Source organism: Flavobacterium sp. AG291, assembly GCF_003350375.1.
GTDB lineage: Bacteria > Bacteroidota > Bacteroidia > Flavobacteriales > Flavobacteriaceae > Flavobacterium > Flavobacterium suzhouense.
In genome coordinates this window covers 1-25,355 of sequence record NZ_QQAR01000004.1, presented here as the reverse complement: position 1 = coordinate 25,355, position 25,355 = coordinate 1, and the positions used below count along the sequence as shown (strand labels likewise).

Annotated in this window: 26 protein-coding genes and 1 tRNA gene; 10 read left to right on the top strand and 17 right to left on the bottom strand. The window is 37.8% G+C overall.

Annotated elements, in window-relative coordinates:
• Positions 1 to 8: 8 nt before the first annotated feature.
• Together DEU42_RS05715 and DEU42_RS05710 are read right to left on the bottom strand one after the other, a co-directional pair.
• Positions 9 to 869 (bottom strand): alpha/beta hydrolase, encoded by an 861-nt coding sequence (locus tag DEU42_RS05715; protein WP_114757332.1) that lies wholly within the window; start codon positions 867 to 869, stop codon positions 9 to 11.
• A gap of 46 nt (positions 870 to 915) precedes the next feature.
• The gene (locus tag DEU42_RS05710; RefSeq protein WP_114757331.1) at positions 916 to 1,695 is read right to left on the bottom strand and encodes a zinc ribbon domain-containing protein; all 780 of its coding nucleotides are present in this window, start codon (positions 1,693 to 1,695) and stop codon (positions 916 to 918) included.
• 149 nt (positions 1,696 to 1,844) lie between these two features.
• Between DEU42_RS05710 and DEU42_RS05705 the strand changes: the two genes are divergently transcribed.
• A complete protein-coding gene (locus DEU42_RS05705; protein ID WP_114757330.1) occupies positions 1,845 to 2,360 on the top strand; it encodes a DUF6584 family protein in 516 nt (171 codons plus the stop codon).
• A gap of 2 nt (positions 2,361 to 2,362) precedes the next feature.
• Here DEU42_RS05705 and DEU42_RS05700 read toward each other — a convergent pair whose 3' ends face one another.
• A complete protein-coding gene (locus DEU42_RS05700; RefSeq protein ID WP_114757329.1) occupies positions 2,363 to 3,454 on the bottom strand; it encodes a Nif3-like dinuclear metal center hexameric protein in 1,092 nt (363 codons plus the stop codon).
• A 264-nt stretch (positions 3,455 to 3,718) separates the two neighbouring features.
• Here DEU42_RS05700 and DEU42_RS05695 point away from each other — a divergent pair, with 264 nt between their 5' ends.
• From DEU42_RS05695 to DEU42_RS05685, 3 genes are all read left to right on the top strand, one after another.
• Positions 3,719 to 4,153 carry a hypothetical protein gene (locus DEU42_RS05695; RefSeq protein ID WP_114757328.1) on the top strand — a complete coding sequence of 145 codons (435 nt, stop codon included), beginning with the start codon at positions 3,719 to 3,721 and terminating at the stop codon, positions 4,151 to 4,153.
• Between the two features lie 126 nt (positions 4,154 to 4,279).
• Complete coding sequence (gene lpxK, locus DEU42_RS05690) at positions 4,280 to 5,305, top strand: tetraacyldisaccharide 4'-kinase (protein ID WP_114757549.1); 1,026 nt, start codon at positions 4,280 to 4,282, stop codon at positions 5,303 to 5,305.
• Positions 5,277 to 6,089, top strand: a complete 813-nt coding sequence (locus tag DEU42_RS05685) for a purine-nucleoside phosphorylase (RefSeq protein ID WP_114757327.1) — start codon at positions 5,277 to 5,279, stop codon at positions 6,087 to 6,089. Before lpxK ends, DEU42_RS05685 begins: the two co-directional genes overlap by 29 nt.
• Positions 6,090 to 6,123: 34 nt before the next feature.
• On the opposite strand, the gene gap is transcribed toward DEU42_RS05685, so the two are convergent.
• The 3 genes from gap to DEU42_RS05670 form a co-directional block, all read right to left on the bottom strand.
• Positions 6,124 to 7,128, bottom strand: coding sequence for a type I glyceraldehyde-3-phosphate dehydrogenase (gene gap / locus DEU42_RS05680; protein WP_114757326.1), 1,005 nt, complete (start codon positions 7,126 to 7,128; stop codon positions 6,124 to 6,126).
• A 40-nt stretch (positions 7,129 to 7,168) separates the two neighbouring features.
• A complete protein-coding gene (gene lipA, locus DEU42_RS05675) occupies positions 7,169 to 8,059 on the bottom strand; it encodes a lipoyl synthase (RefSeq protein WP_114757325.1) in 891 nt (296 codons plus the stop codon).
• A gap of 179 nt (positions 8,060 to 8,238) precedes the next feature.
• Positions 8,239 to 9,066, bottom strand: coding sequence for an energy transducer TonB (locus DEU42_RS05670; RefSeq protein ID WP_114757324.1), 828 nt, complete (start codon positions 9,064 to 9,066; stop codon positions 8,239 to 8,241).
• Positions 9,067 to 9,206: 140 nt separating this feature from the next.
• Between DEU42_RS05670 and bla the strand changes: the two genes are divergently transcribed.
• Positions 9,207 to 9,935: a BlaB/IND/MUS family subclass B1 metallo-beta-lactamase gene (gene bla, locus DEU42_RS05665; protein ID WP_114757323.1), complete on the top strand. Its 729-nt coding sequence runs from the start codon at positions 9,207 to 9,209 to the stop codon at positions 9,933 to 9,935.
• Here the strand turns inward: bla and DEU42_RS05660 are convergent.
• From DEU42_RS05660 to recF, 6 genes are all read right to left on the bottom strand, one after another.
• A complete protein-coding gene (locus tag DEU42_RS05660; RefSeq protein ID WP_199509057.1) occupies positions 9,932 to 10,498 on the bottom strand; it encodes an RNA polymerase sigma factor in 567 nt (188 codons plus the stop codon). The genes bla and DEU42_RS05660 overlap by 4 nt on opposite strands.
• Positions 10,489 to 11,595 carry a glycosyltransferase gene (locus DEU42_RS05655; RefSeq protein ID WP_114757322.1) on the bottom strand — a complete coding sequence of 369 codons (1,107 nt, stop codon included), beginning with the start codon at positions 11,593 to 11,595 and terminating at the stop codon, positions 10,489 to 10,491. The genes DEU42_RS05660 and DEU42_RS05655 overlap by 10 nt, the downstream gene beginning before the upstream one ends.
• 93 nt (positions 11,596 to 11,688) lie before the next feature.
• Positions 11,689 to 12,060 (bottom strand): four helix bundle protein, encoded by a 372-nt coding sequence (locus tag DEU42_RS05650; RefSeq protein ID WP_114757321.1) that lies wholly within the window; start codon positions 12,058 to 12,060, stop codon positions 11,689 to 11,691.
• A gap of 65 nt (positions 12,061 to 12,125) precedes the next feature.
• Positions 12,126 to 13,148: a UDP-N-acetylmuramate dehydrogenase gene (gene murB / locus DEU42_RS05645; protein WP_255418242.1), complete on the bottom strand. Its 1,023-nt coding sequence runs from the start codon at positions 13,146 to 13,148 to the stop codon at positions 12,126 to 12,128.
• Positions 13,149 to 13,185: 37 nt separating this feature from the next.
• Entirely contained in the window at positions 13,186 to 13,851 is a 666-nt protein-coding gene (locus DEU42_RS05640) for a DUF2461 domain-containing protein (RefSeq protein WP_114757319.1), read from the bottom strand.
• Between the two features lie 52 nt (positions 13,852 to 13,903).
• Positions 13,904 to 14,983 carry a DNA replication/repair protein RecF gene (gene recF, locus DEU42_RS05635; RefSeq protein WP_114757318.1) on the bottom strand — a complete coding sequence of 360 codons (1,080 nt, stop codon included), beginning with the start codon at positions 14,981 to 14,983 and terminating at the stop codon, positions 13,904 to 13,906.
• Between the two features lie 145 nt (positions 14,984 to 15,128).
• On the opposite strand from recF, the gene DEU42_RS05630 reads away from it, so the two are divergent.
• Complete coding sequence (locus tag DEU42_RS05630) at positions 15,129 to 15,905, top strand: tetratricopeptide repeat protein (RefSeq protein WP_114757317.1); 777 nt, start codon at positions 15,129 to 15,131, stop codon at positions 15,903 to 15,905.
• A 2-nt stretch (positions 15,906 to 15,907) separates the two neighbouring features.
• Entirely contained in the window at positions 15,908 to 16,399 is a 492-nt protein-coding gene (gene ribH, locus DEU42_RS05625; RefSeq protein WP_114757316.1) for a 6,7-dimethyl-8-ribityllumazine synthase, read from the top strand.
• A 265-nt stretch (positions 16,400 to 16,664) separates the two neighbouring features.
• On the opposite strand, the gene DEU42_RS05620 is transcribed toward ribH, so the two are convergent.
• From DEU42_RS05620 to trxB, 5 genes are all read right to left on the bottom strand, one after another.
• Complete coding sequence (locus tag DEU42_RS05620) at positions 16,665 to 17,036, bottom strand: iron chaperone (RefSeq protein ID WP_114757315.1); 372 nt, start codon at positions 17,034 to 17,036, stop codon at positions 16,665 to 16,667.
• Between the two features lie 49 nt (positions 17,037 to 17,085).
• The gene (locus DEU42_RS05615; protein ID WP_114757314.1) at positions 17,086 to 17,556 is read right to left on the bottom strand and encodes a VOC family protein; all 471 of its coding nucleotides are present in this window, start codon (positions 17,554 to 17,556) and stop codon (positions 17,086 to 17,088) included.
• Between the two features lie 110 nt (positions 17,557 to 17,666).
• Positions 17,667 to 18,824: an FAD-dependent oxidoreductase gene (locus DEU42_RS05610; RefSeq protein ID WP_114757313.1), complete on the bottom strand. Its 1,158-nt coding sequence runs from the start codon at positions 18,822 to 18,824 to the stop codon at positions 17,667 to 17,669.
• A gap of 29 nt (positions 18,825 to 18,853) precedes the next feature.
• Entirely contained in the window at positions 18,854 to 19,609 is a 756-nt protein-coding gene (locus DEU42_RS05605) for a helix-turn-helix domain-containing protein (protein ID WP_114757312.1), read from the bottom strand.
• Positions 19,610 to 19,692: 83 nt separating this feature from the next.
• Positions 19,693 to 20,658 carry a thioredoxin-disulfide reductase gene (gene trxB, locus DEU42_RS05600; protein WP_114757311.1) on the bottom strand — a complete coding sequence of 322 codons (966 nt, stop codon included), beginning with the start codon at positions 20,656 to 20,658 and terminating at the stop codon, positions 19,693 to 19,695.
• Positions 20,659 to 20,824: 166 nt separating this feature from the next.
• Here trxB and DEU42_RS05595 point away from each other — a divergent pair.
• The 3 genes from DEU42_RS05595 (at position 20,825) to DEU42_RS05585 (ending at position 24,428) form a co-directional block, all read left to right on the top strand.
• Positions 20,825 to 20,899 (top strand) — tRNA-Pro (locus tag DEU42_RS05595).
• A gap of 292 nt (positions 20,900 to 21,191) precedes the next feature.
• The gene (locus DEU42_RS05590; RefSeq protein WP_114757547.1) at positions 21,192 to 22,424 is read left to right on the top strand and encodes a site-specific integrase; all 1,233 of its coding nucleotides are present in this window, start codon (positions 21,192 to 21,194) and stop codon (positions 22,422 to 22,424) included.
• A 618-nt stretch (positions 22,425 to 23,042) separates the two neighbouring features.
• Entirely contained in the window at positions 23,043 to 24,428 is a 1,386-nt protein-coding gene (locus tag DEU42_RS05585) for a S41 family peptidase (RefSeq protein WP_114757310.1), read from the top strand.
• The last annotated feature ends 927 nt before the right edge of the window (positions 24,429 to 25,355 follow it).

The following is a 25,355-nucleotide window of genomic DNA, read 5'->3' as shown; positions in this document are numbered from 1 at the left end:
AAGCGGAATTACCATTCCGCTTTTTTATTTTCAAAAAGGAAGTCGTAAACAGAGTTGTAAAGGGCATCGCCATGCATACTGTGTCCGAGTCCTTTGGTGGTTACAAATTTTGCGTCGGGCCAGGCTTTGGCTATTTTCTCCGCTTCCTTAAATGACACAACCGTATCATGAACATCATGTGCAATAAGTCCTTCAATCTTTATTTTGGACGCAAACACACTACCTGAAAATTCATGGGTTTTGATTTTGTAATGCTCAAAGAAATGTTTTTCAAGCAACTGAAATACATTGCTGTTAAGACTTAAGATACCGGCGTAATTTTTTAATAAGGTATTAAGGTCGCAGGGAGCACCAAGCGTAACTAGTTTTTTAATGTATTCATTTTGGTAATGCGACTGGAAATAAAGAGCAGTTGCACCGCCAAGGGAATGGCCAACAAGATAATCGGGTTTAAATTTCTGTACTGCAACATTTACAAATTCGGCATAACGGGGCATACTGAATTCTGATCCCGATGAAAGTCCGTGCGCCGGAGCATCAATCGCTATTATGGTAGTGCCGGATTTTTGTAGATGACCTATCAGAAGCTCCCAGCGCGAAGCATTGCTTTCCCATCCATGCATCAATAAAACTTTGGTGTCATTACCTTTCCATGTATATATCTGGAAAAGAAAATCGTTGTGGGTTATCATTTCAGCATCTGCTTCTTTAAGTACATCCGGAAGTGCTTCTTTAATGAGTCTGCCGTCCCGGGGATGACTAAAGAATTTATAAGCAAGCCAGCTGGCCTTTTTTGGGTATATGTAACTAAGGATGTTAATATATAGCCCAAGTGTCTTTGAAATAACGAATGTAAGTAACTTTTGCATTAAAGCTAAGCTAAAAAAAATCCCCGACCAGACGGGGATTTTAAAATTATATTTTAGAGAACAGTTGTTCCATTTTTTCTCTTTCTTCTTCAGCAAGAACGCTGTCTACAAGAATTCTTCCGCTGTGCTCGTCAGTAATGATTTTTTTACGTGCAGCAATCTCCATCTGTGTTTGAGGAGGAATAGTGAAGAATGAACCTGCAGATGCACCTCTTTCGATAGAAACTACAGCAAGACCATTTCTAACGCTTGTTCTGATTCTTGTGTAGGCAGCAAGAAGTCTGTCTTCGATCATAGCCTGATATTCCACAGATTTTTCTGAAAGGAAAGTTTCTTCTTTCTGAGTTTCAGCCATGATAGCATCAAGCTCTGATTTTTTGTGGTTCAGGTGAGATGATTTAGCATCAAGACGCTCTGAAGACTGTGCGATAGTCTCTTTCTTGTGCTCGATAGAAGCTTTCATTTCTTTAATGTGCTTCTCAGCAAGTTGTATTTCAAGTTCCTGAAACTCTACTTCTTTAGTAAGAGAGTTGAATTCACGATTATTGCGAACGTTCTTTTGCTGTTCAGTATATTTTTTGATGGCAGCTTTATGGTCTTCAATTGCAGATTTCTTTTCTTTAATCTGCTCTTCAATAGACTCAAGGTCAGTTTTAAGCTTTTCAAGTCTTGTGCTTAATCCGGCAACTTCGTCTTCAAGATCTTCCACTTCTAACGGAAGTTCTCCTCTTACGTTCCTGATTTCATCAATTCTTGAATCAATTAACTGTAAATCATAAAGTGCTCTTAATTTGTCTTCAACACTTAGTTCCTTGATATTCGCCATATTTATAAGTACTTAACTGGATTTGTATTTTCTTCCGATAAAATGAATGCAAAATTAGCGATTTTTTTCGTAAGATAATCAACTATATAATTTTTTGTTTATACGGTTTGGAATTTAATTTATATTAGTAGTGTCAAACCAACTCATCGATGTATCTACAAAATCAGCTGCAGCAGGCCGAGGCCGAAATTAAAAAAGGCCAAAAATTTAAGGCAGTAAACAGGCTTAAGAATGTTATAAATTCATTTCCAGACGAAATGGGAGCAAGAGCTATGCTAGCTCAATTGTATTACGAAGCCGGATTTTATGATGCTGCGGGTCTTTATTGGATACTTGCTGAGCCCACAGAAGATTATATTAAAGAATGTGTCACTGTCTATAAAACATCTGTAAATTATTCACCTATTCAGATATTAAAAGATATTAAATACAGGGGAGATAAACTGAGACTTCCTGCCTATGCGTTACAAACTCTTGATCAACTTGAACAGGAAAAATATAAAAAGAACCAGTCTTCAAAGAAGTACAAGCAACGCCTTGCTGAAGAGGCAGCTTCTAAAAGATATGATTGGATAGGTGGGGCAGTTTTTCTCCTTATTGCATTAGTATTCATCTTTGGATTTGTAAATGGCATTATAAGTCTTTGGAATATTATCTTTAACTAATTCTAAAAATATTTTACAGGATTGGTGTCGGTTTGAGTAATCAATACTTTTATATTGACTTTTTTACTTAGATAGTCGGCTATATAATTCTGTGTGTAACGTTCGCTCTCAAAATGTCCTATATCAGCTAAAAGGAGTTTACCTTCAGCTTCATAAAACTGATGATATTTAAGGTCTGCGGTAAGAAAAGCGTCCGCTCCTGATGCTATCGCATTTTTAATAGAAAAACTTCCTGAACCACCTAATACAGCTACTTTTTTTATCGGTTTGCCTGTGTAAGCGCTGTGTCTGATGCCTCCAGCCTGCATTTTATCTTTTACAAAATTCAAGAAGGCTTTTTCTTCCATGGGTTCGATAAATTCACCTGTCATGCCTAAACCAATATTCTGGTGCGAATTGTTTAGGTTATAAATTTCGTAAGCGACCTCTTCATAAACGTGATTGCTGAATAATGCTTTCAGAATTTTTGATTCGAGGTGCTTTTCAAAAGTAACCTCGATCTTTATTTCGGTATTTTCCATGAATTCGCCTCTGTTGCCTATCTCGGGATTACTGTTTTCATTACCCTGATAGGTTCCCAGTCCCTGCGAATTAAAGCTGCAGTTCTCGTAGTTGCCAATATTTCCGGCGCCGGCGTCGAAAAGTGCGTTGCGTAGCTTAGTGTGATTTTCAGGAATGGTGTAAGTAACCAGTTTACGGATATAGTTCTCTTTTGGGATGAGTACTTTAGTATTGGTAAGACCTAAAGCATCACAAAATATTTTATTTACACCATATTGGTGATTGTCTAAAGCGGTATGTACAGCATATATGGCGATGTCATTTTTTATGGCTTTTATAATAGCCCTTTCAACATAATTTTTGCCGGTGATTTTTTTTAAGCCTGAAAATAATATTGGGTGAAAGCAAACGACAAGATTGCAATTCTTGTTGATAGCTTCATCAATCACACTCTCCAGTGCGTCATGACATACTAATACGCCTGTTGCTGTAGTATCAGGGCTGCCTGTTAATAGCCCTACGTTGTCAAAGTCTTCTGCATAGGCTAAAGGAGCCATTTGTTCGAGAACGGAAAGTATGTCTTTTATTAGCATGATTTGAGTATTACTGATAAACAAAAATAGTGTTTCTCACGCTATTGTTTTAAATCAAATCATAATTAAAATTCCTATTATTTAAACATTTAGTTATTATATGAGTTTTTAGATGGTTATTCGTTTTGTTTTGTTAAATTAACTTAATTTTTTGGTTGTTTTTTTCTTTTTTTTGTTTTTTGTTGATGATGTTATTGTTTTTTAGAGGAATTTATTTATGTTTGCGTTGAAAAAATATCAAACCAATTAAAATCAATTTAACCAATGAAAAAACTTAGAATTGTACTTTTTTCTGTACTGGCGCTTGGATTAACAACTGTATCATGTGGTGATGATGATAGCTCATCAACTGGAGGAAAACTAGAAGGATCATGGGTTTACGCAAAAGAAGGAATTGCGGCTCAGGGTCAGGAAGTTCTTCAGGATTATACTCATACTACAGGTTGTGATAAAGATTATATCGAAATCACAGCAACTAATGTTAAAGATGTGTGGTATGACAACAACGGTACTGAGTGTGAGGAAGGTTCAAGTACTTCAACTTACACAAGAAGTGGTAACACTCTTACAGTAGTAGAAGATGGTACTACTACGACTGTTAATATTGAAAAATTAACTTCTAGTGAATTAAAAATCAGCTCTAGTGAGACTATGAATGGTACTACTGTTAAGTATGTTACTACTTTCACAAGAAAATAATTTTTTCTGATCAAATATAGAAAGCGCCCTGATTTCAGGGCGCTTTTTTTATAATGCCTATACCTTAAGATTTGATATTAAATTAATCTTAAAAAATTATCTTTGCTATACAGCAATACTGCAATGATGAAATTCTTACGTAAGCTTCTTTTTCCTTTTTCGTTTATTTATTTACTGATTACAGCAGTACGTAATTTTTTATTTGATAAGGGTGTTTTTAAATCCTATACTTTTCCTGTTCCGGTAATTGCGGTAGGCAATCTGAGTACCGGCGGAACCGGTAAGAGCCCGCAAACCGAATATCTTATAAGGCTGCTTAGCGAGCAGTACAGAGTGGCTACATTGAGCAGAGGGTATAAGAGAAAATCTAAAGGTTTTATATTGGCTAATCAAAACAGTAATGCTGATATATTAGGAGATGAGCCGTATCAGTTCTACAGTAAGTTTCCATCAATACAGGTGGCTGTTGATGCCGACAGAAAAAATGGTATTGAGCAGTTATTAGCATTACAATCAAAGCCAGAGGTTATTATCCTGGATGACGCCTATCAGCATCGCAGGGTTAAGGCAGGTTTTTATATTTTGCTTACTTCCTATGGGGATCTATATGCTGAGGACTACTTATTGCCTGCGGGTAATTTACGTGAGAGCAGAAAAGGGGCTCAGAGAGCAAATTACATTGTGGTAACGAAATGCCCTTCTGATTTAAGTAAGGTCGAGATGGAAAATATAAAAAAGAAGCTCAAGCCAAAAAAATCACAAAAGGTTTTCTTTACTAGTATAAAATATGATGAATATGTATATTCGAAAGAGGTTTCGATAAATATTGATGATTTATCCGAACAACCAAAAGTTTTGGTTGCGGGCATTGCTAAGCCTAAGCCTTTTTTTGATTATTTAATGGAAGATTATGATGAGGTTATGGCTTTTCCGGATCATCATAATTTTACCGAAAACGAAATTACTGTTTTAAATAAAAAGGCAGAGGATAGACGAATCGTTACAACTGAAAAAGATTATGTGAGACTGGTAGATAAGTTGCCTGCTGACAGATTGTTCTATCTTCCTATAAAAAGCAGACTGTTAAACGATAAAAGTGATTTTGATAATACAATTTTAGATTATGTGGGAAAAAGTACAGCAAACTGCTAAGTATATTTCTGATAAAACCGGATTTACTCCGCGTTATGGTGTTATTCTGGGATCAGGTCTTGGGAGTTTTACAGATGAAATCGAAATAGAGCATACACTTAATTATGATGAGATTCCTAATTTTCCGGTTTCAACCGTTGAGGGGCATTCAGGCTGCCTTGTTTTTGGGAAAATAGGTCAAAATAATGTTGTGGCCATGAAAGGCCGCTTTCATTATTATGAAGGTTATGGAATGGATGAGGTTACCTTTCCTGTGCGGGTAATGAAAGCCCTGGGTGTTGAAAAGTTAATTGTTTCTAACGCTTCAGGGGGTGTTAATCCTTTTTATAAAGTAGGTGATATCGTTTTGATTTATGACCATATCAATTTCTTTCCGGAACACCCGTTAAGAGGTAAGAATGACGAACGTTTTGGGCCACGATTTGTAAATATGCATGAGGCTTACAGTCGTAAAATGATTGCTAAAGCCAAAGAAATTGCAGTAGCCCAGTCGATTGATGTTAAGGATGGTATTTACCTTGGATTACAGGGGCCAACCTATGAAACAATGTCGGAATACCGAATGGTTAAGATTCTTGGAGCTGATTGCGTAGGAATGTCAACTGTACCTGAAGTTATTGTGGCAAGACATATGAATATGGAAGTATTCGGTTTGTCTGTGATTACCGATATGGGTAATGAGGAAGGTATTGAAACATTAAGTCATGATGAAGTGCTGCAGGCGGCTAAGATGGCGGAGCCAAAAGTGAAAGCACTTATAAAAGAACTGATTATTAAATATTAAGTATAATAAAAAATGCCACAATTTGTGGCATTTTTTATTTCTGTTCAAGATGAATAATAAGGTCTATTATTCTTGAAGAATAGCCTATCTCGTTATCATACCATCCAACCACTTTTACCATTCTGTCGATTACAGATGTTAGTAGCGAATCGAATAAGCATGAATTGCGGTTTCCTAAAATATCTACCGATACAATTGGGTCTTCAGTATAAGCTAATATTCCTTTAAGTTCGTTTTCTGATGCTTTTTTAAATGCAGTATTAATTTCTTCGATGCTTACTTCACGTTTTACATAACAGGTGATGTCTGTAAGCGAGCCATCCGGTACTGGTACACGTATACCGCCGCCACCAATTTTTCCAACAAATTCAGGGAATATTTTCGTCAGTGCTTTTGCAGCTCCTGTGGTGGTTGGTACTATTGATTGCGCTGCTCCGCGTGCCCTTCTCAGGTCTTTATGAGGTTGGTCGTGAAGGCTCTGGTCGGTAGTGTATGAGTGAACCGTAGTGATATACGCTTGTTCAATCCCGCAAAGGTCATTGATGATCTTCATCATTGGAGCGGCATTGTTTGTTGTGCAGCTTGCATTAGAAATTACTTTCTCAGTACCATCCAGAATATGTTCGTTAACGCCTAATACAATGGTCTTAATGCGGTCATCTTCAGGAGGTGCAGACAGTATTACTCTCTTTGCACCGCTTTCAATGTGTATATTAGCATCTTCCAGGGTTTTAAATTTACCTGTAGATTCAATTACAATGTCTATATTGAATGATTTCCAGTCAATATCAGCGGCATTTTTTTTGCGCAGGAAAGGGTATGATTTTCCGTTTATGATTAAGCTGTTTTCCGTGTGGGAAACCTCAAAGGGTAATACGCCGTGAATACTGTCGTATTTAATCAGATGCGCCATGGTGCGGGCATCGGCAATATCGTTAATGGCTACCACGTCAATAGAAGGGTGGTTAATCAAAAGCCTGAAAAGGTTTCGACCGATGCGGCCAAAACCGTTAATGGCAATTTTTGTTTTTGTATTCATTTCGTAAAACTGTCAATTGTAAACTGACAACTTTAAACTATTAAAGAATATGTTTTTGTGCTTTGTATGATGAACGTACCAGTGCACCGCTTTCTACATGGCGGAAACCAAGCTCTAACCCGATTTGTTCGTATTTTGCAAATTGCTCCGGAGTAATGAACTCTTTTACGGGTAAGTGTTTTTTACTTGGCTGAAGGTACTGGCCTATAGTCAGTACATCAAGGTTAACTGCGCGAAGATCGTGCATAGTCTGTATTACCTCTTCTTCGGTTTCGCCAAGACCAAGCATAATACCCGATTTTGTACGGTTAATTCCGTTGTCTTTCAGGTAACGCAGTACTTCAAGGCTACGCTCATATTTTGCCTGGATACGCACCTCGCGGGTAAGTCTCTTTACGGTTTCCATGTTGTGCGAAACTACTTCTGGAGCAACCTCGATAATACGATCGATGTTTCTTTCGATTCCCTGGAAATCAGGAATAAGTGTTTCAAGGGTTGTGGTAGGATTCATCCTGCGGATAGCCTTAACGGTTTCAGCCCAGACTATCGAGCCGCCATCTTTAAGGTCGTCACGGTCTACACTCGTTACAACGGCGTGTTTTATATTCATCAATTTGATGGAACGTGCTACTTTTTCCGGTTCATCCCAATCTACAGTTTCAGGACGGCCTGTCTTAACGCCACAAAAGCCGCACGAACGTGTACAGGTATTACCCAGAATCATAAAGGTTGCAGTTCCTTCCCCCCAGCATTCACCCATATTAGGGCAGCTTCCCGATGTACAGATGGTGTGAAGCTTGTATTTGTCTACAAGTCCGCGAAGTTCAGTGTATTTTTTGCCTGTCGGTAATTTTACTCTAAGCCATTTTGGCTTTTGCGTAAGCAGTCCGTTTGAGGCGGTAGGTCTTACAGTGTCTAAAACAGTTTCCATAGAAAAAACTTTGAGGTACAAAGATACTACTTATTTGTATATGTAAGGTTGTTTTCAATAGATGTGGTTAGTTGTGATAATTCTTTGCTTAAATGGTATCTCTTTTCTTAAATGTTTTATTTATTACTTAATAAATCAGGGTTGTTTTAAATGATAAAGCCCCAATCAAGGGGCTTTTTTTAGTTTACTTTTACTGTTATCGGAAGGCTGTAGGCTGTTCTTACGGCTTTCCCGCCTTTCATGCCCGGTTTCCATATTCCTTTAAGAGATTTTAGTACTCGTACGGCTTCTGCGCCCATGCCGTAGCCCGGATCGCGTGTGGCTTTTATGTTGCTTAGTGTGCCGTCAGGTTCAACTACAAACGATACCAAAACTTTTAGGGTTGATACATTTTCCAGTTCGGGACTATTGAATCTTCTGGCTACATCTTTGTAAAATGCATCTAATCCGCCCGGATATAAAGGTGCAACATCAACAAAGGTTTCAATTGTACCTTCGGGGTTTCTTCCTGTACCGGGGCCGACACCTGTCCCCGGACTGGGAGCTGTCGATGTTCCGTCAACCTGTCCTCCTTTAACTCCCTCGCCTGTAGTTGAGCCCGGATTTGTGTTCAGTACATCATCTGTTGTTGGCAGGTTTACCGTTGTTGGGGCAGATGTTGCTACGGGTTCGGTAAACGCTACTGTAGGTTCTGATGATGCCGCTCCGCCTGAGGCAGGTTCCTGCGGCTGTGGTTTTGGTGCTTCAGGAATTACATAGGGTTCTACTTCGATAGTTTTAGTATCTGGAAGTGTAAGGCCTCCATCAACAACAATGTTATCCGTTTTAAAATAATTTATTGCAGCCGGTATGGTAATTAAAGAAACAACTAATCCTATACCGGTTACCAATGCAAGCATGGTTGTTTTAGGATCCTGTTTACGTAGTTGGTAAGCTCCGTATTCCTGATTGCGGCCTTCAAATACAAGGTCGATCCATCCGTGGTTGAAAACGCTGATTTTTGACATAGCAGTGTGATTTTTGGTTGTTAATAATAGTATGTATACATACTAAAACGTTTTCGTTGTTTTTAATATTGTAGGAAATAGCATAATTATTTAAAATGTAAATAATCGTTTCACATTGTAGGGTTTTTTATATTTGTGGTATGAAAAAGATCGTTTTTGCAATTATTATGCTGCTTTTTATTTCTGTTATGGCTGTAGCCCAGAATACTAAGTTGAAATTCAGGAAGATTAATGATGATGTTTATACCTATACAAACTATCATTTATTTTCCGGTTCGCCATTTCCGTCAAACAGTTCCTATCTGGTTACGGATGATGGGGTAGTGCTTTTTGATACTCCTTGGGATGAAACCCAGTTTCAGCCCTTACTTGATAGTATAGATAAGAGGCATAATAAAAAAGTGGTATTGTGTATAGCAACCCACTTTCATGACGATAGCTCTGCCGGTTTGGAATATTACAGGAGTAAAGGGATAAAAACTTACACATCAAAGTTTACTAAAGAATTAGCTGCAAAACACAATGCGAAACAGGCGGAATTCACTTTCGAAAACGACACAGTATTTACCATAGGAGGACAGCGGATAGAGACCTTTTATCCAGGAGAAGGACATAGTCATGACAATATAGTAATATGGCTTCCAAAAGATAAATTTCTTTTTGGTGGTTGTTTTCTGAAAAGTGTTGAGAGCGATAATCTTGGGAATTTATCCGATGCTAATGTAAATGCCTGGGATGAATCACTTCTAAGACTGATGAAAAAATTTCCTAAGCCTGTATATATAGAAACCGGTCATTTTAAAGGTTCAAAAGGATGGAAGGCGGTAAAGCATACCCTTAAGCTGGTTAAGGAATATAAACCGGATTAGTCTTTTTTGCTGATGATCTCGGCTAAAAGTTTCTTGGCTCTCAATAATTTTACCTTTACATTATTAAGAGGCTCATTAAGCTGATCGGCAATTTCCTGATAGCTTAATTCCTGAAAGTAGCGAAGCTGTATCACTTCCTGATATTGTGGTTTCAGTTTTTTAATACATTCTAAAAGGCTGGAAAGATTTTGTTCCCTGATGATTTCATCTTCGGGAGTAGGAGAGCTGTCAGCTACATTATAGGCCTGCTGATCCTCTTCATCGGTAATATCAATAAAAAGGGATGATTTCTTTTTACGTAGTAAATCTATATGCACATTTTTAGCAATGGCTATGAGCCATGTGTTAAATGCATATTCCGAATTATATGTTGTAATCCGGTCAAAGGCTTTAGCAAATGTTTCGATTACAATATCCTCTGTGTCGGCTTCATTTTCGGTGCGCTTAAGCATAAAACCGTATACTTCATTCCAATAGCGGTCAAGCAAAAAAGTAAAGGCAACCTGGTCACCTTTTTTTGCTTTATCTATATGTTGTTGTATTATTTGAGGGGTTATTTCCAATGCGCCGGTTTTGAGAACAAATTGGTAAAGAAAACATTCAGTTGTGTGAAGGTAAGGATTATTTCAATAACCGGATACCAGTAAACTGTATCTTTTTCTTTTAATTTGGCTGCGCTGTATCCAAGGGTAAGCCAGCTGCCAAGATAACGCACAGCAACTACCGGAACCATAAACATCCAGTTGTATTGTAAAGCAAACAATACTGCCATGAGTGCAAAGAATGATAATTGTGTAAGGAAGAAAAACCTCAGTTGAAATTTATCGAAAGTGCTAAAAAATTTAGTGGTAAATACCTGTTTTCTTTTTTGTTTTCTCCAAGAGCTGAACGATTTTTTAGCTTGAGTGTAAGTAAAGCTTTCAGGAGCATAACAAAGGGTAGTGTTGCTTTTAGTTGAAGCCTGGTTAAGGAATAAAGAATCTTCACCCAGGCGTATGTTCATGTGTTCTATGTAACCGTTTACTTTAAAGAATTCTTCTTTTTTGTAAGCAAGGTTACGTCCGTCACCTGAGAATGGCTTGCCTATTTTAGCCCATGAAAAATATTGGGTAGCAGTAAGCATATTATCAAACCTGATGATCTTATTTACGAAAGAGTTTTTGACTTTCTCATAAGCGCCATAACCCAATACAATAGTACGGTTAGTTGTAAAGCGCGATGTCATTGCTGTAATCCACTCGTTAGATGTAGGGTAGCAGTTTGCGTCAATAAACAGTAAATAGTCTTTTTTGGCTGCCTTGATACCAAGCGTAAGTGCATATTTTTTATTGCCCCAAAACGCTTCATTGTTTTCAACTTTTACAAGACGGATGTTACTGTATTGTTTTTCAAATTCTTCAAAAATGTCAAGGGTTTCGTCACTTGAGGCATTGTCTATAAGTACAATCTCAAAATCAGGATAATCCTGCTCTGCTAAAACAGGAACAAGGTTTTTTACTTTTTCGGCATCGTTTTTAGCACAAACGATAACCGAAACAGGTACTTTTTTAGGTGTAATTTCCTGTGCCTGTGCAAAGGCAAATTTTCCGAATATTATAAGGTAATACACTAATTGTGTAACAACAACAGCGATAAAAACGTAGAAAATAATGTTCAGCATATAGGCGGGCGGCATTTGTGTTTCCAGCTGCAAAATTAGGAAAAAGTGTTCAGTATTCAGTGTTCAGTGTTCAGTCTGACAACGATTTTATAATCAGTTTTCATTAACGCCAAATTTTGAGGGGTTTAAAATCATGTAATTCAACAGTTTTCCAATTTCATCTGTTTCAATAATCAGTTCGGAATATATTTCATACGATATATATTTGCATTGATAACAAAATTCGATCCATACTTGTGTTTCTGAATTTTCAGCATCACAATCAGTAAGTTTGCTATGGAAATGTTTCGGGAATATTCTTTTTCTGTAAGCCTCGGCGATATTGGCTGGGACGCTTCTTGATGATCGTCTGATTTGGTCAGTAAGTGAATATTTTTCTTCAGAAGGAAAGCTTTTCGAAATCTCAAATATTTTCATTGCTAACGCAAAAGCTTTTTTATAGGCTATTAAATCCTGAAATGTCATACTAGAAAGGTAAATTTTCGATTTCAATTACTGACCACTGACCACTGACCACTGACCACTGACCACTATATTATATTAACTTCTGCTTCAATCCTGATTCCGAAGTTTTTATATACGGTTTCCTGAATATTTTTAGAAAGATCGAGCATCTGTTGTCCTGTTGCATTGCCATAATTTACCAACACAAGGGCCTGCTTTGCATGTACACCCGCATCGCCAAAGCGTTTGCCTTTAAAACCACTTTGCTCAATTAGCCAGCCGGCAGGTACTTTTACTTCAGTGTCTGATACGGTGTAGTGAGGCATGGTTGGGTGTAGCAGGTATGCTTTCTCAAACTCCTCTGAAGTTATTATTGGATTCTTGAAGAAACTTCCGCTATTGCCCAGCTCTTTTGGATCCGGTAATTTGCTTTGGCGGATGGCAGTTACAGCCGCACTAACATCTTTAATGGTTGGGATAACTATGTTGTTTTTGGTAAGTTCAGCAGCGATATCGCCATATGAAGTATTTATCTTGTGATTTTCTGTAGTCAGCCTGAATGTAACTGATACTATAATGTATTGATTTTTTAATGCACCTTTAAAAATGCTTTCGCGGTAAGCGAACTGACATTCTTCTTTAGTAAAAGTCTTTATTTCCTGAGTGGCAATATTCATGGCTTCGCAGCAAACAAAAGTGTCTTTAATTTCGGTGCCATAAGCGCCAATGTTCTGTATAGGAGTAGTGCCAACATTTCCCGGAATCAATGAAAGGTTTTCAAGTCCGCCAAGGTTGTTGCTGATACAGTACTGCACAAATTCATGCCAGTTTTCTCCGGCCATGGCTTTTACTTCGGCATATCCGTTTTCGTTTTTTACAATCTCTTTACCTTTCAGGTCAACGTGAATAACAAGTGCATCAATATCCTGTGTAAGCAGCATATTGCTGCCACCGCCAAGAATAAATAGTTTTTTGCCCTGATTTTCTTTTAGTGTTTCGGCTAGCTCGGCAATGGTATGCACCTGAATAAATTCTTTTGCAAAAGCACTGATGCCGAAAGTATTATGGTTTTTTAGAGGGTAATTCGCAACGATTTCCATAGTAAACATGAGGTTGTTTTGTGGTGCAAAAGTAAGGCTTTAAAACTTATTCGGTAGTGAGGCCACGATTTAAAAAATCGACAAAGGGTTTTAATACAAGCAGTTTTTTAGAGGCGTTTTTTATAAAATCCTTGCTTTCAATCTCTTTGTCAGACAGTTTAGCTGTTGCTGTAAAGCTTTTCAGTTTCAGGAATTCAATTGCGGGATGATCTTTTTCGTAATCCTTTGGCGCAGTTTTTAATGCATTTTCGGAGTCCAGTGCTCCATACAGTTTTTTGAATTCAGGATTTTCAACGATTTCTTCAAGGTCTTCATAAAACCCAGCAATTTCCCTGCGTATGCTTTTCAGCTGATCAGCGTCAGGCATATGCATACCGGCAGCAATAAATGATGCTCCTTTTTCTATATGAACATAATAACCGGCAAGGCTAGCATTTTTTGCACCAGGGCTCATCCAGATGCCCATATTGGTTTTATAAGGTGATTTGTCTTTAGAAAAGCGGATGTCTCTGTTGATGCGGAAAGAACATTCCTTAAAGCCAAGCTGGCTCAGGCTTTCATCTTCTTTGCTTAATTCGGCAACAAAAGCTTCTACAGTTTCTTTATAATCATTTTTGTATTCTGCATAACGCTTTTGGTTTGCCTGAAACCAGTCACGATGATTGTTATTCTTTAAATCCTCAAGGAATTGAAAGGTGTCTTTTGATAGCATGATTTGATTGATTTTTGAATAGTAAATGTAGTGCTTTAATCTGAGATTATAATTACAGATTAAATAAGGTATAGCTCTGATGCGTTTCCTTTACAATGTTTTCGGTACGCTCCGGATGAGTGTCCGAGATAAAGATCTGTCCAAAAACCTTATCGTCTATCATCTGGACAATTTTGGCAACACGGGTTTCATCCAGTTTATCGAAAATATCATCAAATAATAAGATGGGAAGTACCCCGCTTTGCTTTTTGATGAATTCAAACTGAGCAAGCTTTAATGCGATAAGGAAAGACTTTTGCTGTCCCTGTGAACCGAATTTCTTTATTGGGTGTCCTTCGATCTCAAAAAGCAGGTCATCTTTGTGTATCCCTACGCTGGTGTATTGTAGCACACGGTCGCGTTGCAGACTTTCGTCAAACAGGTCTAGCAATCTTTTATTGTGCAAATGACTGTCATACCTCAGGCTTACATCTTCAGCTGAGTCAGTTATCGACTGATGATGCTTGTTGAAAATAGGAATGAAATCCTCTAAGAATCGCTTACGCTTTTCAAAAAGAGAGTGTCCAAGCTCGTCCAGTTGCTCGTTATATATAGATAAGGTGTCCTTGTCAAAGGTATGATTCAGGGCAAAGTACTTCAATAGGGCATTGCGTTGCGCAACAACCTTTTGGTAATTAATGAGCTCCTGAAGATAGGCGGGGTCAAGTTGTGAAATTACACTGTCGATAAACTTACGACGGGTTTCACTGCCTTCGGTAATCAGGTCGCTGTCTGATGGAGAAATAATAACAAGCGGTATAAAACCTACGTGTTCAGAGAATTTATCATAGATCTTTCCGTTGCGTTTCAGGACTTTTTTCATCCCTTTTTTCAGGCTGCAAACAATCTGTTCATTACGGTTATCTTTATCAAAAGTACCGTCTATCACAAAAAAGTCTTCTCCGTGCTTGATGTTTTGTACTGCTAAGGGATTAAAATAGCTTTTTCCGTAGGCTAAATGATAAATAGCATCCAGTACATTTGTTTTTCCCACACCATTCTTTCCGGTAAAGCAATTTATTTTAGGGTCAAATTCATAATTTGCCTCAGCAATATTTTTATAATTGAGGAGCGATAAATTCTTTAAATACATGGGGTAAACGGAATCCTGATTGTGAGAACCTTGTGCAAATCAAGGCTCTTTTCTTAATATGCCGCAAATTATCGAAAAATATCGACAAAAGATATTTTAATATTCAATAAAAATTTTATTTTTGCGACTCATTAAAATAACTTAAATGGCAACGTACAACAAAAGAGGCTATAAAGCTCCAAAACCCGAAGTAGTGACAGAGGTTGAACCGGTAGAAGAAACTTTTGACGGAAAAAGCACAACAGCAGAGGTGTTTAACGCCCTTGATGAGACTGCTTCTAAAACAGAAGACTGGGTAGCTAAGAACCAAAAAGGTATCCTTGTAGGGATAGGTGTTGTAACTTTTGCAGTACTTGGTTATTTTGGATACTCAAGATTTGTAGATGCTCCTAAAGAAAATACTGCTGCTGAGGATATGTTCCAGGCTCAGCAATATTTTGAGCAGGCTGTAAATGCACCAACTGCAAGTGATTCTTTATTCAACCTTGCTCTTAAAGGCGGTGAAGGTAAACTTGGCTTTGTAGGTATTATTGAGAACCATGCCGGTACAGATGCAGCTAACCTTGCTGAATACTATGCAGGTACTTCATACCTAAATATTGGTAAATATAAAGAAGCAGTAGAGCACCTTGAGAAATTCAGCACTAAAGATGAAATCCTTGACGCTATGGCTAAAGGAGCTACAGGTGATGCTTTTGCTCAGTTAAAAGATAATAAGTCAGCTCTGGAGTTCTATGAAAAAGCAGCTAAGGCAACGTCTAATGATCTTATAGCGCCACGTTTCCTTTTCAAAGCGGGACAAACGGCACTTGCTTTAAACCAAAAAGCAGATGCTCTTAAATATTTCGAAGAGATTCAGGATAAATACAGCACTTCTGCAGAAGGAGCTTCTATTGATGCCTATGTTGCAATGGCTGAATAAGTATGGCTACAATAAATAAAAACTTATCAGAATACGATAAAAATACTGTCCCAAACGCGAAAGATTTTCGGTTTGGGATTGTTGTTTCTGAGTGGAACGAAAATATAACTGCAGGCCTATATAAGGGTGCTATTGAAGCATTGCTTGAAAATGGAGCGTTGGCAGAAAATATCATTTCATGGGATGTACCGGGAAGCTTTGAGCTTATTTATGGCTCAAAAAGAATGATAGATACCCAAAATGTTGATGCTGTTATAGCTATAGGCAGTGTTATACAAGGGGAGACCAAGCACTTCGACTTTGTGTGTGAAGCGGTTTCACAGGGTATAAAAGATCTTAATGTGCAAACTGATGTACCTGTAGTGTTTTGTGTGCTTACCGATAATACCATGCAACAGGCTATCGATCGTAGCGGTGGTATTCATGGTAATAAAGGTACCGAAGCAGGTATAGTAGCTATTAAAATGGCTTATTTAAGACAACAAACGAAATAATTTTTAAAATTTATTTTACTCAATATCAGGCTCTTTCGAAAGAAAGAGCTTTTTTTTTGAAAAAAAATACACTTTTTTAAATCCAAAGAAAATAGTCTTTCGTATATACCTGTAAGTAAACGGATTTAATGGTACATCTGACAGTATTACGAATTCGTAATTTGTTCCCAAAAAGAAATAAGCCATTTAATTAAAGTAAGGTGTGGTTTTATGGCTTCCCCTTTTCACCGCAAGGATGAAAAGGGTTTTTTGTTTTTATATGTTCTTACTTTTTCTTTTTAAGTCCTGACTTTTGAATATTCTCCTCAACCCTGAATTTTACTATTTTAGCGATGAGGTCCAAAGGCAGAGGTTTATCAAAAGGGAATTGTATCGATCCTTTTCCTGTTTTATAATTACTTATTTCTTTTTGAAATGCTTCGTTACCGGAGGGTAGGGCATAAAAGCCTATATGGTTCGTGAAAGCTGCAAAATAAACCAGATTTCCATTTAGTTTAAATGCAGGCATACCATAACTTATGCTTTCCTCGGCATCAGGGGCTGTTTTCTGAACAGTTTGGCGCACTTGCTCTAAAAGCTTTTGTATTTCAGGGGAAAAGCCTGCAATGTATTCGTTTGTGTCTTTAGGTTTATCCATAATTGAAAAAATTAACCCTAAAGCCATGCTTTAGGGTGTTCTTTATTATTTATTCAGCTGCAGCTTTAAGTTTCGCTATATCCAGTTTTTTCATTTGCATAAGAGCACGCATTACTTTCTGGCTTTTCTCGGTATCTTTCTGATTTAGTAAATCTCCCAATCCTTTAGGGACTACCTGCCATGAAACTCCAAACGGATCTTTTAGCCAGCCGCACATACTTTCGCTGCCTCCATTGGCTGTAAGGCTATTCCAGTAACGATCTATTTCTTGTTGGTCATTACATTCAATTACAAATGATACCGCTTCGTTAGGAGTAAAATGTGGTCCTCCGTTAAGAATCATGAATTCCTGCCCTTCAATTTCAAAAACGGCGGTAAGGACTGAGCCTGCCGGCATTGGGGCTCCTTTTTCGTAATGCGATACTTTTTTAATCTTTCCGTTTTTAAATACAGTTGTATATAGCTCAAGAGCTTCTTCCACCCGCCCATTGAACCAGATACAAGGGGTTATTTTTTGCATAATAATTAGGTTTTACTGTTTGTTGTTTATTAAAGTATACTCAAAGGTACCTAATCTAATTATGTCTGTTGCGGTGTAAATCTGACAATCAGGAGGGTAAATTGAGACAATTAGTGTCTGCTAAAAAAGGCAAGCATTTTTTCAAGCGCACCTTCAGAGTGCATCATTTCGCCATTTTCTAATGATTCTTTTGCTGCTTGCGAGGCTCTCTTACGCATATTGGTTTCATAATAAGCAATAGCTTCCCGAATATTGTCAAATTCGTAGGAGGTCAGGCACTCGCTTAATTCTAAAGCATCAAGCATGGCCATATTTACGCCCTCACCTGCAAAAGGAGGCATTACATGGGCAGCGTCACCTAATAAGGTAAGATTTGACTTTGCTTCCCAGGTTTGGTCTATAGGCATGCAGTATATTGGTCGGGGTATAAAAGAGGCGGCGTTTTCAAACAATTCGTTCCATATAGTGCCCCATTCAGCATATTGCTGTTTGAACCATTTGAGCATTTGTTTATTGTTGCTATAATCAAGTCCGTTGTCATTTGCCCAGTTCTGATATGTTTTAAAACTAGCATAGAATCCAATATCTCCATTGCCTTTTTGTCCTCCCAGTATACATTTTGAATTGCCGAAAGCCATTATCTTTCCACCATCCAGCATAGTGCTAAAAGTGGGTGCAGTTTCTGTAGCGTTATAAATGTTCCCTTCAAGCATTGTTATTCCCGAATAAAACGGTTTAATATCGGTAAGGTAGGGACGTATTTTAGAGTTGGCGCCATCGGCACCGATTACAATATCTGCATAAAATGAAGCGCCATTTTTAAAATGTAGTAACCATCCGTCGCCGTGTTCTTCCATTGTTATAAAATGACTGTCCCATACAATAGTGTCAGGCTTGAGGGATTCCATTAATATATTCCTTAACGGACCACGGTCTATCTCGGGGCGAAAATGTTCATGTCCAAAATTTTCATCAGGTTTTGCTTCGTGGTCTTTAAAAAGAATTTCTGCGTTATGGTTTGTAATAATAGCTTTATCTGCACCGGGCATATAATTCTTTTTGAATTCGTCTAATAGGTCTGCTTTACGAATAGCTGCCAGTCCTGATTCGTCATGCAGGTCAAGAGGGGAACCCTGTACCCGGGCATATTTATCAGTGTCTCTTTCATACACTTTTACATTGGCTCCTTTAAGCTGTAGCAGTCTTGCCAGTGTAAGTCCACCAGGTCCACCGCCAACGATGGCGATTTGTTTATCATTTAATTTCATACTGTCATTTTTTAATTAACAGGACAAAATTATTGCTGCTTCAGTACAGATAATAGTATAAATCGGTCGTCTTTATTTTTGGATAACTCTTTCGGAATAGCGCCCGAAAATTTTTTGATCTCTTTTATGAAATGATTTTGGTCGGTAAAATTAAGCTCAGGGAAAAGCTGCCCGTGAGCAATATGCTTTAATGATATCCTGAACCGAAGTATATTGCAATAAGCTTTTAATGATAGTCCGAACTGTTGTGTAAAATAGCGGTTAATCTGTCTACTGCTCCAGCCTACTTTTTCAGAAAGTTCCCTTACGGTCATTTCTCCGTTTGAAACATAGATCAGTTCAAAAAGCTTCCGTTTTCGTTCATCAATCTCTTTTGGTAATAAGTTTTTTACTGTCTGGGTTGCTTTCAGATAAAAAGTATCAAAATCATTCAGATCATCGGGTCCAAAGTTCCAAAAGTTAGTGGGTTGTACGTTAGCACTATCAAGAAAACCGGCAATAGGAGTCTTTAAAATATATTCGACAGCTAATGGTTTAAAACTGATTACGAAAGTGAGGGTACCGGGCATAATGGCTCTTGCTTCGGGATAGGTTTCAAGTCCCATAAGTGTAATATGAAATGGTTCGCAAGCTGATTTGGAAAAGAATAAGTCAATCCTGCCATCCGGCATAATTACAACTTCCTTGGGTTCATCGGATGGATTTTCGAACATTCCGATGCTTTCTACAAAATCACTGATGGAATTTTCAGGTGGGATGAATTTATAATTAAAGTTGTGACTCATTACCTATGCTTTTCTCAATAGCATAAAGCTAAATAAAAAAGCCGAACTATTAGTTCGGCTCTTACTTATTATATAGGCTTTTATTAAGCTATCTCGTGGTGAGTTTCTACTGTTGCAAGGTAACGCTCAGCATCTAGGGCAGCCATACAGCCTGAACCTGCGGCAGTAATAGCCTGACGGTATTCTTTATCCTGAACATCTCCTGAGGCAAATACACCCGGGATGTTAGTTTTAGTAGATTTACCTTCAGTGATAAGGTAACCTGTCTCATCCATATCAAGCTGACCTTTAAAGATGTCAGTGTTAGGTTTGTGACCAATAGCTATAAACAGGCCTGTGATAGCAATGTCATGTTTCTCGCCGGTTACATTGTTTACAATTCTAAGTCCGTCAACAACCTGGTCACCTAATACTTCATCAACTTCGCTATTGAAAAGTACTTTTAAGTTAGGAGTGTTCTCAACACGGTGCTGCATTGCTTTAGAAGCACGCATCACGTCTTTACGAACAAGCATTGTTACACTTTTACAAATGTTAGCAAGATAAGTAGCTTCTTCGGCAGCAGTATCTCCTGCACCCACTATAGCTACATCCTGGTTACGGTAAAAGAATCCGTCACATACTGCACATGCTGATACTCCTCCGCCTCTAAGACGTTGCTCACTTGGCAGGCCAAGATATTTAGCAGTAGCACCAGTAGAAATGATTACAGTTTGCGCGTGAACTTCTTTATTCCCGTCTATGATGATTTTATGCCATCCGCCAGCTTCTTTGCTAAATTCAACAGCTGTAGCCATCCCAATACGTACTTCAGTACCAAAACGCTCTGCTTGTTGTTGCAACTGTACCATCATTGTTGGTCCGTCAATACCTTCAGGATATCCCGGAAAATTATCAACTTCGGTAGTTGTGGTAAGCTGTCCACCTGGTTCCATACCGGTATAAACAACAGGTTTCATATCAGCTCTTGCAGCATAAATGGCTGCAGTATATCCCGCAGGCCCTGATCCTATGATAAGGCACTTTATTTTTTCAATTGTTTCAGACATAATATTCGTGGTCTTAATTTGCTCTGCAAATGTAAGTTTTAATTAAAATATTAGCTACTGAAAGTTATCAGTTTTCATTATTGAAAAATAAAATTCAGTTATCGCTTTGAGATATGGATTTTAGTAGTATATTTGCACCGCTCAAATGAGGTAATTCATTTGAATTCGGGGTGTAGCGTAGCCCGGTCATCGCGCCTGGTTTGGGACCAGGAGGTCGCAGGTTCGAATCCTGCCACCCCGACGAGTACAGAAACAAAAATGTACCAAAAGCCGTAAATATCAAGTATTTACGGCTTTTTTATTTTGTGTCAGATACCAAAATAAACCATATTAAATCAATATAAATGTGAGTTATTCGGTGAGTACTTTTTGGTTTTCGAAAAAGTACTCGCAAAAATGGGTTTAAAAACCTGTAATACAAATTATTACAGCGATTTTTTAACATTTGTAGCCAAACTGTGCCTGCTTGTGCCACCTTTTAATGAATAGCTGAATTGATGCGGTACTTAATGTCTAATTTAAAAACATTTGGTATGAAGAGCACAAGCACATTTGGTATCCAATTTATTATCAGGGTACCGGGAAAAGCAAGAAATACAGATGCCAGCATTTATGCGAGGGTAACTGTAAACGGGCGCAGGACAGAAATATCCCTGAAAAGAAAAATTGACCCAAAGGTCTGGGACGATATTAAAGGCCGCGCGAAAGGTAAACGTGATGAGATTGTCAAACTCAATAACCATTTAGAACGCGTACGTTCGATGATTGCCGACGGTTACCATAACTTAGTCCAGCAACGCAAAACAATTACCGTAGATGCCGTAAAACGCCTTTTCATGGGTGAAGAGAATGAAACCATCACATTGAAGTACCTGATGAACTACCATAATGAGGTAGCTGTCCATAGGCTGGCACCCGGGACGATGAAAAATTACGGTACGACCCAACGTTACCTTTCACAATTCCTACAAGAGAAATATTACAGAAATGATATCCTCCTTCACGAATTGAACTATAAATTCCTGCTGGACTTTGAAAGTTTCTTAATTGCCCATGAGCCAAAAGATCATCAAAGGGCATTAAGTAATAATGGTATTATGAAACATATCGAAAGGTTTAGGAAAATGGTTAATATGGCTATTACCCTGGAATGGCTTTCAAAAGACCCGTTCGCCAGCTTTAAAAAACATTTTGATAAAGTGGAGCGCCACGCCCTTACTCCCAAAGAACTGGATCATATCTCGAAAAAGGAGTTCAAGATAGAACGTTTAAGAAACGTCAGGGATATGTTTCTTTTCAGTTGCTATACCGGGCTTTCCTATATTGACTTAGCAGAGCTGAAACCGGACAATGTTGTGACGGGTATTGATGGTGAAGCATGGTTGAAGACCAGCAGGACAAAAACGAATACATCCGTAAATGTGCCGCTTCTACCGACAGCATATGAATTGATTGAGCTTTACAGTGACCATCCAAAATCTGTTGAAAATGGTACTATCTTTCCTGTTGTTTCCAACCAGCGTATGAATGGCTACCTAAAGGAAATTGCTGATATCTGCGGTATTACAAAGAGACTTACATTTCATATTGCCCGTCATACCTTTGCTACTACCATTACGCTTAGCAATGGTGTACCAATCGAAAGCGTATCCAAAATGCTGGGGCATACCACTATCCGCACCACCCAAATCTATGCTAAAGTAATCGAAAATAAACTTAGCGAAGATATGGGACGACTGAGGCAAAAGCTGGCTGAGGCAATATAATATAAAAGCTAATGACATAGAAAATTAACTTAGCAATCTATTTGAATTCCGCAGACACTGTCTGCGGAATTCAAATAGATTGCTATTCCAAGTATATCCTTTTGGTAAAAAGATTACAGAAATCTAAGTCGCATTTCACGGTTAAATGATGGGTTACAGGTTCGAAGGCTACAAAAATGTTACGTGGTAGCTTTTGCTTGTCTAAATACTAATTAGATAACTGTTGCAGTATACTATTGAAAATGATTATTAAATAGTTTTATAATTTTACAGGATTATAATAGCATACAAATTTTAAATCCGTTTTGATTTACGAGTTTATATTTTATAAATTCTGTACCAAAAATGAACCATCCAACACCAGAAAAAAACTGCAAGGCATTTCTAATCATCTTAAAATAGCCGTACTATAGAAGGGTTACTTCCTGCGGACTATACGCATAAATTCTGAAGTCTTCAAACTCAGGTTATGTTATTACAGCTTGATAAAAATTATAAAATGGTATAATAAATAGTTCTCTTTATCCTGTATTTTCTATACTTTTCTTATTACGCAACTCAAAGGTTGGTTTATGTTTAAAGATTTTGTTATTTTATAAGTTTAAAAAAAATCATGAGATGAAGACCCTTCTACTATACTCAATATTCTTCTTAGCTGCCTATGATGTTTTTAGCCAAGGGCATTTTAAGGCTGCCGCGTTGAGACAGGATATCGATAGTTTGGTGTATTATATTGAATCTGCACATCCCAATCCATATTATCGTTACTCCAGAGTAAAATTCTATCGGGACGTAGAAAAAGTAAAAAGAAACATTTCGGAAGATATGGATTATACTGCTTTCTATTTGGTTGCCCAGAGGCTGATAGCCAAACTTCAGGATGGACATATTGACCTGGAAATGCCACTCCATACATTTCAGGAAAGTAAGGTATATACCTTTCCGCTTAAAGTAGTCTTGAGTATGAATAAACCCTATATCCGTTCACAGGAGGATATGGATCTGGGACATAACAGGTTTATGAATCACGATATTGAAATATTATCGATAAATGGCATAACTGGAAAAAAAATAGTGAATGATGTTGTTGATTTGGTTACGGGTGAAACAGCTGCCTTCAGAGCCAGCTATGGATCAGAATATTTTGGTTTTTATTTTGATGTACTCTACCCTAGAAAAGGTTTTTTCGAAATAAGCTACAATGATAAAGGGAGAAAAGGTACGGTTAAGCTTTTGCCCGGGGATAGTCTTAAATTGGGTAAGCTACAGGTGTCGACAGAAAAAGCTGAAAAGGCAACATCTCCCTATGCAATGACCTACACGGCTACCGGAACCGCTATCATGAAGCTTGATGATTTTCTGGATTTAGAAACATTCAAAGTTTTTGCGGATGCTTCGTTTTCAGAACTTAAACGTAATGGTACGGCTAATCTGGTGATAGATCTTAGGGGTAACCTAGGCGGGGATTCGGATGTTGGGGATTACCTGTTGCAATATTTACTGAATATCCCTTTTCGCCAGTACGACCGCGTGTTGGAGAAAAACAGTGAGTTGCTTAAAAACCGGTTACGCATGCACAGGAAAGATAAGACATTGTCCGAAGAAGATTCCCTTTTACTTTCAAAGCCCAACGGCAGTATTGATACCATAAAAACTCAGGATCAAGTACCCTTACACCTTTCCAGTCGCTTTAGTGGAAAAGTATATGTATTGGTGAATAGCAGTACTTTTTCCTCGGCCGCAGATTTTGCGCAAGCATTTTCCTATTACAAGCGTGGGAAAATAATCGGAGAAGAAACCGGTGGATTGATTCTTAGTTTTGGCGACATTGTTCCAGCAGTATTGCCTCAAACCCGGCTTCCATTGGTGGTATCAAGTAAGTTGTACTTCAATATTGGCGCAAATGAAAATGACTGGCATGGGGTTCTTCCCGACATACTCTGTACTAGTGATCAAACTTTAGAGAAAGCGTTGACTTTAATTGGAATCGACGATAAAGGATAGGCTATAAAACAATCATTTTTAATTTGCTTTCGGCTTCCATCCCAATTTCTTTTGTCAGACTGCATAACAATTCCCATTATCACATCGTTTTATCTTCTCCCTGAGAATAACCAATTTGTCCCATAAATCTATCTTTCGGAACCAAATTTTTTCGAGTACTTTTTAATCATTCTAAATTTGTGTATTATCCAGCTAAGGCGGATGTTTCAGAGAAATGTTACACCCTGAAAAATTAACTAAGTTACCTCTTTTTTCATCAATTTTAATGGCGCTGCTAATTGCCTGAATGTTAATAAAAAACAATGATTAATTCTAAATCGCAAAGGGGGTAATCGAGTTCGGTTTATCAAATTAGCCTTTTAAACTAATTGCCTTAGACAAATCGTAGTTTTTCTCAGTTACGCTTGAAATAAAGGTTAAGCGCAACTATTAGTATTAGGATCACCTAAATAAAGAGTTTAGGTATCTTATTGTTGTGTACTTTTATATTAAACATTTTTCCCATTGCGTTAATAAAAGTATTACGTTAATAAACTAACTTCCCTCGTTTGTAACAAACATTCAACCATTGGATAGACCATACGTTTTAAGACTTTATCACCTGCTAAACTTTGTTTGTTTCAACTATAATAATTATTAAGTTATAAAACCTTTCCCAAGATAAACCGGTAAAAGGCAGCTAATGTATTGCGGGTAAAGCACGTTGGAAAAAGCAAAAGACTACGGCATAATGGCTTTGCTCGCACACTCACAAACCCACCCCTCGGGACTTATTCCGTTTCCTTTTGTTTTCCCGCTTTACCCGTACTGTTTACCTGCTTTCTTTTTCCGGTTTTCTTCTGAAAAAAAATTAATTGAAAGAAAGATGTTCTTTGACATAAACACATTAATAAAAAACGCCTGAAGGTAATATTTTCTTCTGCGTGC

Bases quoted from the DNA above. Each gene is read 5' to 3' on its own strand.
- DEU42_RS05640 (WP_114757319.1), bottom strand. From the start codon at position 13,851: ATGCTATCAAAAGACACCTTTCAATTCCTTGAGGATTTAAAGAATAAC.
- DEU42_RS05610 (WP_114757313.1), bottom strand. From the start codon at position 18,824: ATGAAATTAAATGATAAACAAATCGCCATCGTTGGCGGTGGACCTGGT.
- lpxK (WP_114757549.1), top strand. From the start codon at position 4,280: ATGAAATTCTTACGTAAGCTTCTTTTTCCTTTTTCGTTTATTTATTTA.
- ribH (WP_114757316.1), top strand. From the start codon at position 15,908: ATGGCTACAATAAATAAAAACTTATCAGAATACGATAAAAATACTGTC.
- DEU42_RS05585 (WP_114757310.1), top strand. From the start codon at position 23,043: ATGAAGACCCTTCTACTATACTCAATATTCTTCTTAGCTGCCTATGAT.
- trxB (WP_114757311.1), bottom strand. From the start codon at position 20,658: ATGTCTGAAACAATTGAAAAAATAAAGTGCCTTATCATAGGATCAGGG.
- DEU42_RS05590 (WP_114757547.1), top strand. From the start codon at position 21,192: ATGAAGAGCACAAGCACATTTGGTATCCAATTTATTATCAGGGTACCG.
- DEU42_RS05615 (WP_114757314.1), bottom strand. From the start codon at position 17,556: ATGCAAAAAATAACCCCTTGTATCTGGTTCAATGGGCGGGTGGAAGAA.
- DEU42_RS05685 (WP_114757327.1), top strand. From the start codon at position 5,277: ATGTGGGAAAAAGTACAGCAAACTGCTAAGTATATTTCTGATAAAACC.
- DEU42_RS05605 (WP_114757312.1), bottom strand. From the start codon at position 19,609: ATGAGTCACAACTTTAATTATAAATTCATCCCACCTGAAAATTCCATC.
- murB (WP_255418242.1), bottom strand. From the start codon at position 13,148: ATGTTTACTATGGAAATCGTTGCGAATTACCCTCTAAAAAACCATAAT.
- DEU42_RS05695 (WP_114757328.1), top strand. From the start codon at position 3,719: ATGAAAAAACTTAGAATTGTACTTTTTTCTGTACTGGCGCTTGGATTA.
- gap (WP_114757326.1), bottom strand. From the start codon at position 7,128: ATGAATACAAAAACAAAAATTGCCATTAACGGTTTTGGCCGCATCGGT.
- DEU42_RS05715 (WP_114757332.1), bottom strand. From the start codon at position 869: ATGCAAAAGTTACTTACATTCGTTATTTCAAAGACACTTGGGCTATAT.
- DEU42_RS05630 (WP_114757317.1), top strand. From the start codon at position 15,129: ATGGCAACGTACAACAAAAGAGGCTATAAAGCTCCAAAACCCGAAGTA.
- recF (WP_114757318.1), bottom strand. From the start codon at position 14,983: ATGTATTTAAAGAATTTATCGCTCCTCAATTATAAAAATATTGCTGAG.
- bla (WP_114757323.1), top strand. From the start codon at position 9,207: ATGAAAAAGATCGTTTTTGCAATTATTATGCTGCTTTTTATTTCTGTT.
- DEU42_RS05650 (WP_114757321.1), bottom strand. From the start codon at position 12,060: ATGACATTTCAGGATTTAATAGCCTATAAAAAAGCTTTTGCGTTAGCA.
- DEU42_RS05620 (WP_114757315.1), bottom strand. From the start codon at position 17,036: ATGGATAAACCTAAAGACACAAACGAATACATTGCAGGCTTTTCCCCT.
- DEU42_RS05655 (WP_114757322.1), bottom strand. From the start codon at position 11,595: ATGCTGAACATTATTTTCTACGTTTTTATCGCTGTTGTTGTTACACAA.
- DEU42_RS05710 (WP_114757331.1), bottom strand. From the start codon at position 1,695: ATGGCGAATATCAAGGAACTAAGTGTTGAAGACAAATTAAGAGCACTT.
- lipA (WP_114757325.1), bottom strand. From the start codon at position 8,059: ATGGAAACTGTTTTAGACACTGTAAGACCTACCGCCTCAAACGGACTG.
- DEU42_RS05670 (WP_114757324.1), bottom strand. From the start codon at position 9,066: ATGTCAAAAATCAGCGTTTTCAACCACGGATGGATCGACCTTGTATTT.
- DEU42_RS05705 (WP_114757330.1), top strand. From the start codon at position 1,845: ATGTATCTACAAAATCAGCTGCAGCAGGCCGAGGCCGAAATTAAAAAA.
- DEU42_RS05700 (WP_114757329.1), bottom strand. From the start codon at position 3,454: ATGCTAATAAAAGACATACTTTCCGTTCTCGAACAAATGGCTCCTTTA.